An 11,262-nucleotide genomic window follows, 5' to 3' on the forward strand; every position below is an offset into this window, starting at 1 on the left:
CTCGACGGGGAAGCCATCGCTGTTCCTTATGTGCTTGCGCTTCGCCAGTTCCTTGAGGCCGCGATAGCGCCGCCCCCCGGCGAACACGTAGAACAGGCCGTCTTCCTCATAGGCAATCAGGTTCTGCAACAAGCCGTGCACGGCGATGTCCTCGGCCATCGCCTCGATGGCGGTCGGCTTGACCTTGCGCTGGTTGAGCGGGGAGAGACGAAGTTGGGACAGTTTGATGGTGACGATAGCCATGATGATGGTCCTTCAATTGGAATGGTTGGTGAGGGGGAGCGGTCAGCCTTCGAGGCTCGCCAGCTCGTCGAACTCGGCCGATGCGCGGATCGCGCTGTCACCGGCGTAGGTTGCGCCGGATCGGGGATAGAAGAATATCCGGTCGCCCTTGGCGTAGGGGGTGCCGTCGCTGCCGGTCCCGGCGATCTTGGCCCGTTTCCAGTAGGGATCGCCCTTGTATCGCGTGTAATCCATTCTCTTTTCCTCCTTCTTCAAGGCGACAGCCGGTTGCCGCTGCAACCGGGGTCTGCCGCTCCGGCGAGGAGCGGGATGGGGAGGGGGAGCGAGAATCTGGCCGCTGGTGCGGGCGAGCCGCCCTAGCGTGGCCGACGCCCTGCAGGGTGTCGGGTGCCACGCTTGGCGGATTACACGGGCGGACCGATTGTCGTTCGGGAACGAAAGGGCAGCAGCCCTGGTGTTCCCCGGCGCTGACGGGCCTCCGGGGGAGGGCTGGCAGGCCAAAACACCATGATGTCGCGCGTCGACGCGCGTTCGATAGGTGTGCCACGTGGCACACCACACGCGAGGATCGTCACCCGAATGGGCCGAGACGCCGGTGCGGCTCGGTCGGAGCGCAGACCCGATAGAGCCGTGCCCGTCAGGGACGCGCCCGAGGCTTCTGTTGGTGGATCATCGACAGGTCCGGGCAGACGCGTGCCGGTCGGCCCCTTAGGCGCTGGCGACGTCCCATTCCGCTTGGCGACCCGCGATCAGGGATGGCCGCGGGCTAGTTGTCCTGTGCGATATCCGGCAGCGAGCGTCGATCCAGCGTCCGATCTGCTCAAGCCGCCCCACGTCGAGGCGGTAAATCCGAACACGCCCGACGCGGTGCGAGCATATCAGACCTTGGTTTTCGAGAAGCCGGACATGCTTCATCAGCGTCGGAAAACCGGTGGCGTAAACGTCGGCCAATTCCTTGGCAGCAGCAGGTCCGCAGGCAAGCCGGTCGATCACGGCGCGTCGTGCCGGGTGAGACAGGGCATCGAACGCGGCATCGAGCGCTTGCTGTTCTGATAGCGACATGCGTTGCTCAACTCGTCATGTGACGACGCGCGGCGACCATGAACTCCTTGCGAAAATGCCATTCCCCGTCGAGGGCGAACGGCTCCGGCACGTCCTCGATCAGCAGCGCCAGCGCGGCGTTAGCGTTGTTGGGGCCTTTGGGAAGTGGGACGGCGATTACCTCCGCCATCTGGCGGGCGAGCCGAACAAGGCCGCGTAGGAGCGCATCTTCGCCGAAGGTCGACCGCAGCAGGATATCCGTGGGGCCAGCGGGCCAGTCGGCATCGAAGACGCGCGAGATGATATGCTGCGAGGCGGCCGTCAGATGGGCGTCCATCAGTTGCAGCGCGAGTTGGAGATCGTGACTGTCGGGAAGCGCACCGGCGCGCGTCTCGGCGCGGCGGGCGAGATCCTGGTCGATCCGACCGCGGAGATCGTCGAGCGCTGTGTCGACGTCAGGCGCGCAGAGCTGGAATATCGGGGTCTTGCCGGCATAGGCGATGGCGATGTGATCGATGCCGGTCTGTGCGGCGACGAGCCGGAAATGGCGGTAGCTCTCGTCGGCGCGGCGTAGCGGCGTGCCGGCAATCTTGCGGGGGGCGGTGGCGACGTCTTGTTGCAGCATGTCTTCTCCTTCGCGAGCCTGAGCTGGTCGCGCGAAAGGAGCGAGTGCCAGGCGCGGCATCGCGAAGTCTCCGGTGGCCGTCCCGCGGCACCCGTGAGGCTTTCGAACCGCTAACGGTTCGACCTGACACGAGCGCGTCCGCGCGACGCAACCGGATGCTGAGAGTGGGAAGCCGGCACCGGGCCGGACACGGCAACATCCGTGCGTCCGAGATAGGACGCGCCGCATCGCCTGTGTAGCGAAATCTTTGTTCGGTCCGGCTTTTGTGCTACAGCAACAGCGTTCGGCCCCGTTCGGGGGCGATACGAGCTTTCCGACATCGAAGGACGCTCGCGACATGGAGGTATAGCGCCTCGCCGGCACGCAGCCGTCGACGCCTACGCTTCCGAACGCCGCTTTGCGGCTGTCGCGCGCGTCGGCGTCAGACCGGCCCCCAAGCCGGTCCCGAGCTGCCGCGTCCCTGCGCTGCGCCTGCAGGAGACGAGACACATGCTCATGGAGCCGGACCAGGCCACTCACGACGGGGAGGCCGTCGACCGATCGACTGCGGCGACGCCGCTGCGGCGCAAGACATTCGCGATCATCTCGCACCCGGATGCGGGCAAGACCACGCTGACCGAACGGCTGCTTCACGCAGGCGGCGCGATCCGGGAGGCGGGCGAGGTCCGCGCCAAGGGCAACCGGCGCCGCGCGCGATCGGACTGGATGGCGATCGAACAACAGCGCGGGATCTCGGTCACGTCGTCGGTGATGACGTTCGAGCATGACGGCATCCGCTTCAACCTGCTCGACACGCCGGGGCACGAGGATTTTTCGGAAGATACCTACCGGACGCTGACCGCGGTCGACGCGGCGGTGATGGTGATCGACGCTGCCAAGGGGATCGAGGCGCAGACGCTGAAGCTGTTCGAGGTGTGCCGCCTGCGCAGCGTGCCGATCATCACCTTCATCAACAAGATCGACCGCGAGGGGCTGCCGCCTTTCGAGCTGCTCGATGAGATCGAGGCGAAGCTGGCGCTCGACACGGTGCCGATGAGCTGGCCGATCGGCATGGGCGGCATGTTCCGTGGGATCTATTCGATCGAGCATCGCACCGCGCTGCTGGTCGACCGGATCGGCGGTGCGCTCTGCCCGGATCGTGTCCGCGACGTCGATCCCGCCGATGGCCGCCTTTCCCCGCCGCTGCCGTCCGGCGTGCAGGCCGATCTGGTGGAAAATGTGGCGTTGGCGCGCGGTGCCTATCCCACGTTCGCCCTGGAGCCGTTCCTCGCCGGCGACCTGACCCCGGTCTATTTCGGCAGCGCGCTCAAGGAGCTGGGCGTCGCCGACCTGCTCGCGGCGCTGGCGCGCCATGCGCCCGAACCGCGGACGCAGCCGGCAAAGCCGGTGCCGGTGACACCGGAGGGCGACGAAGTGACGGGCTTCGTCTTCAAGATGCAGGCCAACATGGACCCGCACCATCGTGATCGGGTCGCCTTCGTGCGCGTCTGCTCGGGCACGCTGCGGCGGGGCATGAAGCTCGCCAACAGCCGGACCGGCAAGAAGATGGGGCTGCACAACCCGATCTTCTTCCTGGCGCGTGATCGCGAGCTGGCGGAGGAGGCACGGCCCGGCGATATCGTCGGCATCCCCAATCACGGCACGCTGCGCGTGGGCGACACGCTGACCGAACACAGCGCGATCACCTTCACCGGCCTGCCCGACTTCGCGCCCGAGCTGCTGCGCCGTGTGCGGCTCGACGATCCGATGAAAGCCAAGCAGATGCGCCGTGCGCTGCTGGACCTCGCGGAAGAGGGGATCGCGCGGGTATTCCGGCCGATGGTCGGATCGGCCTGGGTAGTGGGCGTGGTCGGCGCACTCCAGCTCGACGTGATCGCGACGCGGGCGGAGGCCGAATATGGTCTGCCGATCGGGTTCGATCCGACGATGTATGAGAGCGCGCGCTGGGTGAGCTGTCCCGATGACGTGATGCGCAAGGCGTTCGTGCAGGCGCAAACGGCGAACCTCGCTGAGGATGGCGACGACGCGCTGGTGTTCCTCGTTCGCAACTCGTGGGAGCTGGAGCGGGTGCAGCGCGAATGGCCTGAGATCCGCTTCCCGGCCGTGCGCGAGCGGATCGGCGCGGGAGGGTCGGCGTGATGGTCAATACAGAAGCGCTGCTCGATCGCGTGCTGGTGGCGCGGCCCAAGGCGACGGCCGACGATGTGCGACGGCTTGCGCCGGTGCTGGCGGACCTGCCCGACGGTGAGATTGATGCGAGGCTGCAACGCGCGCGTCGCCGGCGGTCGGGCGGACGCTCCAGGGCGAGCGGATGACCCGCTCCCTTCCGCCCGTCCTGTCCAAATCATCGAAGAGACCTCATGCCATCTTTACGCTGGAGCGCCTTTGTCGCGCTCGCGTCCATCTGGACAGTCCTGTTCGCATTGCCGATCCCGTTCCTGGCCTTGACGCCGGATCGCCGCCCCGTCCGTGCGCTCACGCGGCTTTGGGCGCGGGGCGTCCTGTTGCTGCTCCACCTGTGCGTCGGTCTGCGTCATACCGTTCTCGGCCGCCATCACGTGCCCAGGGGACCGTGCCTCATCCTGTGCAATCACCAATCGGTGTGGGAGACGGTCGCGGTCCTGACCCTCTTTCCAGACGTGGCGATCGTCGCGAAGCACGAACTGACGCGCATTCCGATCATCGGCTGGTATCTGCGCCGATCGCCGATGATCGTGATCGACCGCGAGGCCGGGGCGAGCGCGGCGCGGCATATGGCGCGCGAAGGGCGCCGATCGCTGGTGGACGGACGCCCCGTGCTGGTGTTCCCGGAAGGCACGCGCGTGGCGGCGACGCGGCCGATCGCGTTCCGGCGAGGGGCGGAGCTGATGCGCGACCCGCGCTTCCCGCTGGTGCCGATGGTGGTCGATTCCGGCGCCTATTGGCCGAGTGGCGGACAGGGGAGCGGTGGCACGATCCTCGTCTCGATCCTGAAGCCAGTGGCAGCCACCATGACATCGGCATCTGCGTTCACCTGCGCGGAAGAGATGATGGAATACGAGCGGCACAGGCTCGCGGGGCTACGGATGATCGACGATCATCGCATCGCTGCGAGACCGACGAACACCCCGGCAACCCCGATCAGCACCGAACCCCCGACATAGAGGCCGGCGGCAAGGAGTTGCCCGCGTTCCCACAACAGCGCCGCTTCGAGCGAGAAGGTGGAAAAGGTCGTGAAGCCGCCAATCACGCCGGTCGTCAAAAACAGGCGCAGGTTCTGGTCGGCACCACCACGGTTGAGGAACCAGCCTGCTACAAGGCCCATCGCCAGCGACCCGGCGATGTTGATCGCCATCGTTCCCCAAGGGAAGTCGCCCCCGATCGTGAGCGCTGCGCGACCGACGACATAGCGCGCCATGCCGCCAAGGCCCGCACCGATGAAGACGAGAAGATAGTCCACGCACAATTCCCCTGCGGCGCTCGCGAGCGCGGTTGCAGGGGCCATCAGCGACAGGCGGTTAGAAGGGAGGCTCCATTCCCGACGCGGGATGTAGCCGCTCGCGCCTCACGATCAAGGAAGGACACATCATCATGAGCCTGATGTTCGAGGAGATCGCACATCACATGACCGGGATCGGCGAGCTGGTCCTGCGTCGACGCCGGCTGCGTGCGGACAGTGCCGATATCTGGGAAATAATGCTCGACGGCGGTTATCTGATGAGCAGTCAGTTCGTGGTCGGCGAGATCGCATTGGCGAAGCTGGCGCTCGACCGTCTCGACGGCGCCGCCATGCGCATCGTCATCGGTGGCCTCGGTCTCGGCTATACCGCTGCGGCCGCGCTGAACGACAAGCGGGTTGCTCGCCTCGACGTCATCGAACTGGTGCCGGAGGTAATCGACTGGCACCGTCACGACCTGCTGCCGCTCGGTAGCGATCTGACGCGTGATCCACGCTGTCGTCTCGTCGCCGGCGACTTCTTCGCAATGGCCGCGAAGGACCATGCCGACGGCGGATTGTCGGACGGGCTCGATGCGATCCTGGTCGATATCGATCACTCGACCCGGCACCTGATCGAAGCGGGCAGTTCGAGCTTCTATGAGCTGACGGCGCTGACCCGGATGGCGCAGCATCTGCGCCCCGGCGGCATCTTCGCCTTATGGTCCTCGGGCGCGGAAGACCCCGTATTCGTTGCTGCCATGGAGCGCGTGTTCGACGAGGTGTTGGCCGAACGCGTCGAGTTCCCAAACCCCTATCGGGATGATCCAGCGTTCAACATCATCTATCTCGGCAAGCGACCTGATATCAGCCGGGCGGCGCCATGATACGATCACTGGCCTCCCAACCGAGCCATGCCAGCGCATCGTCTGCCGCATCGAAGAAACGCAGCGCGGCATGGTTCGCCACGATGCGCTTGACCTGGATGCGCATCAGCGCCCCGGGCACCACCATCGCATAGCGACCGAGATAGGCGTCGCGCAGCATATTGGCGCCTTCGCCGACGATCGGCGCGACATCTTTCGCGTGCACAGCAAGGCCGGTGAGGTCGGTCATACCATCGAATGATCCGCTTATAGGGGTCCGGTGAGAGGATGGTCAAAATCGTACGCTAAGCCCGGCGATCGTCCCGATTGGGATCGAATTTCGGGAATTGCACGGCAGCCTGGTTGCTGCACGACCGTTCCGATCCAACCCGCACGTTGTCAGCCCGCATGCCCGATGAGAACCGCCCCTGCCGCTACCACCAAGCAGGCCGTGATCCGATAACGGCTCAGGCTTTCGTGCAGGAAGACGCGTCCGATCAGGGCCGCGAAGACGACGCTCGTCTCGCGCAGCGCCGACACCGGCCCCATCGCGCCGCGTGCCATGGCGAAGATGACGATACCATAGGCCAGAAGCGAGGTGAGCCCGCCACCGGCCGCCACCAGCGTCTCCCTGCGCCCGCGCACCAGTGAGCGGGCATCGCGCAGCATGATGTAGGTCGCCGGCGCGAGCAGGCCCCACGACAGGCACATCCAGACGGTGTAGCCCAAAGGCGAGCCGGACAACCGCACACCGACGCCGTCGGTCACGCTGTAGGCACCGATGAAGCAGCCGGTGCCGAGCGCGAAGAGCAGGGTCTGCCGCCCGATGGCCCGCCCCTGGAAGGCCAGCGCGACGATGCCGCCCGACACCAGCAGCACGCCCGTCAGACTGAGCGCGTCTGGCAGCTCCCGCGTGAAGACCGCGGCGCCGAGCGAGACCAGAAGCGGCGAGGCGCCACGGGCGATTGGGTAGGTTTGCCCGAGATCGCCTTGCCGGTAGGTGCGCACGAGGAAGAGGTTGTAGCCGGCGTGCAGCAGCGCCGACAAGGCGACGCAGCCCCAACTCGCCGTCGCGGGCACCGGCACGAAGGGCGCCATCAGGGCACAGGCGAGCGCAATGGCGATGCACATGATCGTCATCGACCAGAGCCGGTCGCCGCCTCCGCGCAGGAGGGCGTTCCAGCTCGCGTGCAGGACCGCCGCGACCAGGACGATCAGGCTGATGCCGACGGACATGAGCCCCCTCGTCCCGCCGAATAGCCGAGATCCATGCGGCCTACCGCGTCGCTTTCGTCCGCGCGGTGAGCTTGTTGCCGTCCGGATCGCGCAGATAGGCGACGAAGACGCCATTCGGGCGCTCGCAGGGTGGGGTTTCGATCGCGGTGCCGCCATGCGTTGCGCCGGCCTCGTGCCACGCGTGGACATGATCCGCGCTGATGGCGGCGATGCCGATGGTTCCGCCGTTAGCGGCGGTCGCCGGGCGGCCATCGATCGGTCGGGTGATCATCAGCCGCCCGCCGTCGTGATCGTAGATCAGCCGGCCTCTCTCGTCCCGCTCCCCGGGCGTTCCACCAAGCGCCGTGAACGTCGCATCATAGAAGGCCTTGGATCGATCCAGGTCGTTGCTGCCGATCATGATGTGCGTGAACATAGGTCATCCCAGGATAAGGCCCTGACGGTAGAAATTCACGGGCCGGGTTGTTGACCGCTATGTGCCAACGGCATCGCGGTCTAGAATGATCGGCGGATAGCTCCGCCGACCCGACACGGACCTTGCCGGTGCGGTCATCGCACGTTCTCCTCATTTAGGCGGCTTCGCGATGCGCGGTGTTCGGCGCAGTCGCGACATCGAGCCTGAGGATGACGAAGCGCATCTCCGCGTCGTCGATCGTGCGCTGGGCTGCGGCGCGCCACGCATCGAGCGCGGCATCGTAGGTCGAGAACAGCCCCTCGACCTTGATGCTTTCCGGTGTCAGCGACGCCGGGTCGCGGCCGACCAGCGGCGCTCCTATGACGATGTGCAATTCCATGACGGTCTCCTTCAGATGGGGCGGGAGCGCCGGAGCCGGCGCGAGACGAGGCTGAGGACGACCGTCGCGAACGCGCACCACGCCGCCATCCAGAGAAGCTGGTTCGACAGAGCCACGCCGCGATCGAGGAACGCGCCGACGAGGCCGGGGCCGAGCGAGGTGGTGAGGACCATTGCCGAGACGGTCAGCGCCCGCACGCCGCCCAGGTATCGGGTGCCGTAGATTTCAGGCCAGATCGCGCCCAGGAGCGTCGAGCTGAAGCCGTAGCTGACGCCGAACAGCAGCATGAACAGGTAGATCGCCCAGGCCGGCGTGACGAGCGCGACGATGACGATCGAGGCCATGAGCGGCAGCAGGAAGAACGGCAGCAGCCGAATCGCGCCGAACCGATCGATCAGCGCGCCGCTGACAAGGCTGAAGACGATCGTCGTCACCGCCATGATCGGGAAGCTGGCGGCGAAGACGACCGCGGTGGTGCCGTGTTCGCGGACGAGATAGTCCTGATGGAAGAAAACCGCCGTGCCGATGAACGAGGGCGCGAGGACGCCGACCAGCAGCAGCCAGAAGGTCGGATCGCGCATGACCTCGGCCTGCGTCCAGTGCCGCACGTCGGTATCGACGTCCGTCGCGATCTCGGCCTGTGGTATCCGTCCGATTCGAAGCAGGGCGACGATCAGCGGGCAGGCGATGAACAGGATCGCGGCTGCGGCGCCGAACCAGGCCGTCTGCCAGCCCGCCGATGTGCTGACCGCCACGAAGGCGAGCGGCAGGATCGCCTCGCCGGTCTGGTGGCCCGGGATGATGAGTGAGACGGCGCGCCCGCGATTGGCGACGAACCATTTGCCGATCATCGTATAGGCGATCTCGGTCATCATGCCCTGCCCGAACAGGCGGAGCAGGTAGAGTGAAAGGATCAGCTCCGGCACGGTGCGCGCGAACGGCAGGAAGAGGCATGAGAGCGCCAGTGCGGGTATGACGGCAAGCGAGAACTTCCACGCCGGATAGATATCGAGCAGGCGGCCAAGCCAGGGCAGGGTGAGCGCGCTGGCGAGCGTGGCGGCCATATAGACGAACCCGAACCCGCCGCCCGTGAGGTCGAAGGCCCGCCGCAACTCGTGCCCCGACAGACCGATGAAGAAGGTCTGCCCGAACGACGAGAAAAGCGTCAGCAGGAAACCGCACGCGAGCCAGCGAAAATTGGCTTTCAGGAAGGCGAGGATCGACACTGTTTCAGTCAGGCAGCAGCGTCAGGTCGCCGGCCTTGATGCGTCCGTTGCGGCCCTCGACGAGTTCGAACGACCAGCGCTGATGCTTGCGCAGCTCGGTGTAGCCGGCTTCCAGCACGGCATCGATGTGGACGAAGACCTTGGGCTGTTTGTCGTCGCGCGAGATGAAGCCGTAGCGGCCTCCGGGCTCGACGAACTTGACCGTTCCGGTCGGCATCTTCCTCTCCTTAGGGTCAATCACCGCGCGCGCAGGTGAGGCAGGTCGGCGCCTCGGGTGCGTGCGCGAGACGGGCGGGCGCGATCTCCTCGCCGCAGGTGACGCACCAGCCATAGTCGCCGTCGTCGATCCGCCGGAGCGCGGCGTCGATCCGGTCGCGCTCCTGTGCGCGCCGGCGCTGCGCGGCGAGCGCCATCGCCTGCACCTGCATGGCGTCGATCCGCGACAGGCGGCCGACGCTCTCCTGATCGAGCGCGACGGGCGCGCGATCGGCTTCGCTCTGGCGGTCCTCCTCGACCAGCGCGGCGCGCTTGGCGAGGAGGCGTTCGCGTGCCCTGTCCAGATCGTGCGCCACGGTTAGCGGACCAGCAGCACCGGGGCGTGGAACGTGCGGATCATGGCGGTGGTCGTGCTGCCGACGATGAGCGTGCGCAGCGGCGAATGGCCGTAGGCGCCCATCACCAGCACCGCGTCGCGGCGGTCCGCCATGTGCCCGCCAATGACGGCATCGACCTTGCCGTCGCGCAAAATCGTCTCCGCACCGTTCGGCAGTGAATTGGCGGCAGCGCCGAGCTGGTCGCGGTGCCGGTCATCGTCGGATCCGGCCATGACAAGCTGGACAGGCAGGTCGGCGAACAGCGGAGAGGTAGCGACGTAGCGGACGGCACGGCACGCCGCATCGCTGTTGTCGAAGGCGATGACGACAGTCGATGGACGGCGCACCTCGCGCGAGGCGATCAGCACCGGCTTGTCGCTGGCGCGGGCAACGCGCTCGACCTTGCTGCCGATATGGTCGCTCGCGAACTCATGGCTGGCACCGCGCTTGCCGATGATGACGAGCGCGGCGTCCGCCTCGCGCTCGACGATCGTCTCGACGATGCCGCCGTGCCGCGCCAGCGTTTCGACGGGCACACCGGACTGGCGGAGGCGATCGGCCGCGCCCTGCAAGAGCAGCCGCCCGCGCTCGATCGCGACCTTGCCTTCGGCTTCGTCGAGCCGGGTCAGCTCTTCGAGGAGCCCGCTCTTCTCGCCCAGCCCGATCGCGCCGGAGAGGTCCTGGTGGCCCTGCGCGGCGCTCGCGCGCTGGATGACGTGGAGCAGCTCGACGGTAGCGTGCAGCCGGGGCGCAGCCCATTCGCAAAGCGCGAGGACGCTGCCGGCATAGCTGGAGGCGTCGATCGCCGCGAGGATACGGTCCATTCTGTTCTCTCCTTAGTGGGCGCCAAGCGCTGCTTCGGCGCCGGGCTTGTCGTGGATGGCGAAGCGTTCGATCATCGAGGCACTGGCGGTGTTGAGGCCGATCACTTCGACCGCGGTGCCCTCGCGGCGGAACTTCAGGATCGCCTTGTCGAGCGTGCCGACCGCCGAGATGTCCCAGAAGTGCGCCTGGGTGACGTCGAACACGACCTTGTCGACCACTTCCTTGTAGTCGAACGTGTCGGCGAACCGCTCGGCCGAGGCGAAGAACACCTGTCCGGAGATCCGGTAGGTCCGGGTTTGCCCGTCACCCGACAGCTCGGTCGCGACGTCGAACAGCCGCTTGACCTTGCTGGCGAAGAACAGGCCCGACAGGACGACACCCGCCAGCACACCCTGTGC

At 66.6% G+C, this 11,262-nt stretch carries 18 protein-coding genes; 4 read left to right on the top strand and 14 right to left on the bottom strand.

Annotation, left to right across the window (positions count from 1 at the left end):
* The 4 genes from ABDZ92_RS07220 to ABDZ92_RS07235 all read right to left on the bottom strand — a co-directional run.
* Positions 1–243, bottom strand: a 243-nt coding sequence (locus ABDZ92_RS07220) for a ParB/Srx family N-terminal domain-containing protein (protein ID WP_343762140.1), incomplete at its 3' end; no start/stop codon positions are given.
* A 42-nt stretch (positions 244–285) separates the two neighbouring features.
* On the bottom strand, positions 286–477 hold the full coding sequence (locus ABDZ92_RS07225) for a hypothetical protein (protein ID WP_343762142.1): 192 nt from the start codon (positions 475–477) through the stop codon (positions 286–288).
* A 474-nt stretch (positions 478–951) separates the two neighbouring features.
* Complete coding sequence (locus ABDZ92_RS07230; RefSeq protein ID WP_343762145.1) at positions 952–1,305, bottom strand: ArsR/SmtB family transcription factor; 354 nt, start codon at positions 1,303–1,305, stop codon at positions 952–954.
* Between the two features lie 7 nt (positions 1,306–1,312).
* Positions 1,313–1,909: a hypothetical protein gene (locus ABDZ92_RS07235; RefSeq protein WP_343762147.1), complete on the bottom strand. Its 597-nt coding sequence runs from the start codon at positions 1,907–1,909 to the stop codon at positions 1,313–1,315.
* A 489-nt stretch (positions 1,910–2,398) separates the two neighbouring features.
* Between ABDZ92_RS07235 and ABDZ92_RS07240 the strand changes: the two genes are divergently transcribed.
* From ABDZ92_RS07240 to ABDZ92_RS07250, 3 genes are read left to right on the top strand one after another with little or no spacing between them, the layout of a single operon-like run.
* Positions 2,399–4,048 (top strand): peptide chain release factor 3, encoded by a 1,650-nt coding sequence (locus ABDZ92_RS07240; RefSeq protein ID WP_425542286.1) that lies wholly within the window; start codon positions 2,399–2,401, stop codon positions 4,046–4,048.
* Entirely contained in the window at positions 4,045–4,224 is a 180-nt protein-coding gene (locus ABDZ92_RS07245) for a hypothetical protein (protein WP_343762149.1), read from the top strand. Before ABDZ92_RS07240 ends, ABDZ92_RS07245 begins: the two co-directional genes overlap by 4 nt.
* A 45-nt stretch (positions 4,225–4,269) precedes the next feature.
* Positions 4,270–5,052 (top strand): lysophospholipid acyltransferase family protein, encoded by a 783-nt coding sequence (locus ABDZ92_RS07250; protein WP_343762152.1) that lies wholly within the window; start codon positions 4,270–4,272, stop codon positions 5,050–5,052.
* Here the strand turns inward: ABDZ92_RS07250 and crcB are convergent.
* The gene (gene crcB, locus ABDZ92_RS07255; protein ID WP_343762154.1) at positions 4,986–5,393 is read right to left on the bottom strand and encodes a fluoride efflux transporter CrcB; all 408 of its coding nucleotides are present in this window, start codon (positions 5,391–5,393) and stop codon (positions 4,986–4,988) included. The genes ABDZ92_RS07250 and crcB overlap by 67 nt on opposite strands.
* A gap of 86 nt (positions 5,394–5,479) precedes the next feature.
* Between crcB and ABDZ92_RS07260 the strand changes: the two genes are divergently transcribed.
* Complete coding sequence (locus tag ABDZ92_RS07260) at positions 5,480–6,211, top strand: polyamine aminopropyltransferase (protein WP_343762156.1); 732 nt, start codon at positions 5,480–5,482, stop codon at positions 6,209–6,211.
* Here the strand turns inward: ABDZ92_RS07260 and ABDZ92_RS07265 are convergent.
* From ABDZ92_RS07265 to ABDZ92_RS07305, 9 genes are all read right to left on the bottom strand, one after another.
* Positions 6,192–6,440 (bottom strand): hypothetical protein, encoded by a 249-nt coding sequence (locus tag ABDZ92_RS07265; RefSeq protein ID WP_343762159.1) that lies wholly within the window; start codon positions 6,438–6,440, stop codon positions 6,192–6,194. The two genes, ABDZ92_RS07260 and ABDZ92_RS07265, sit on opposite strands and share 20 nt — an antisense overlap.
* Before the next feature lie 149 nt (positions 6,441–6,589).
* Positions 6,590–7,426 (bottom strand): EamA family transporter, encoded by an 837-nt coding sequence (locus ABDZ92_RS07270; RefSeq protein WP_343762161.1) that lies wholly within the window; start codon positions 7,424–7,426, stop codon positions 6,590–6,592.
* A gap of 40 nt (positions 7,427–7,466) precedes the next feature.
* Entirely contained in the window at positions 7,467–7,841 is a 375-nt protein-coding gene (locus ABDZ92_RS07275) for a VOC family protein (protein WP_343762163.1), read from the bottom strand.
* A 154-nt stretch (positions 7,842–7,995) separates the two neighbouring features.
* On the bottom strand, positions 7,996–8,220 hold the full coding sequence (locus ABDZ92_RS07280; protein ID WP_343762166.1) for a DUF4170 domain-containing protein: 225 nt from the start codon (positions 8,218–8,220) through the stop codon (positions 7,996–7,998).
* Between the two features lie 11 nt (positions 8,221–8,231).
* On the bottom strand, positions 8,232–9,446 hold the full coding sequence (locus tag ABDZ92_RS07285) for an MFS transporter (RefSeq protein ID WP_343762168.1): 1,215 nt from the start codon (positions 9,444–9,446) through the stop codon (positions 8,232–8,234).
* Between the two features lie 4 nt (positions 9,447–9,450).
* Entirely contained in the window at positions 9,451–9,663 is a 213-nt protein-coding gene (locus ABDZ92_RS07290) for a cold-shock protein (RefSeq protein WP_343762171.1), read from the bottom strand.
* 16 nt (positions 9,664–9,679) lie between these two features.
* Complete coding sequence (locus ABDZ92_RS07295; protein ID WP_343762173.1) at positions 9,680–10,018, bottom strand: TraR/DksA family transcriptional regulator; 339 nt, start codon at positions 10,016–10,018, stop codon at positions 9,680–9,682.
* 2 nt (positions 10,019–10,020) lie between these two features.
* Positions 10,021–10,863: a universal stress protein gene (locus tag ABDZ92_RS07300; protein ID WP_343762176.1), complete on the bottom strand. Its 843-nt coding sequence runs from the start codon at positions 10,861–10,863 to the stop codon at positions 10,021–10,023.
* Between the two features lie 12 nt (positions 10,864–10,875).
* On the bottom strand, positions 10,876–11,262 hold a 387-nt coding region (locus ABDZ92_RS07305; protein WP_343762178.1), incomplete at its 5' end, for an STAS domain-containing protein.

This window comes from Sphingomonas molluscorum, assembly GCF_039522995.1.
In the GTDB taxonomy this organism is placed as follows: domain Bacteria; phylum Pseudomonadota; class Alphaproteobacteria; order Sphingomonadales; family Sphingomonadaceae; genus Sphingomonas; species Sphingomonas molluscorum.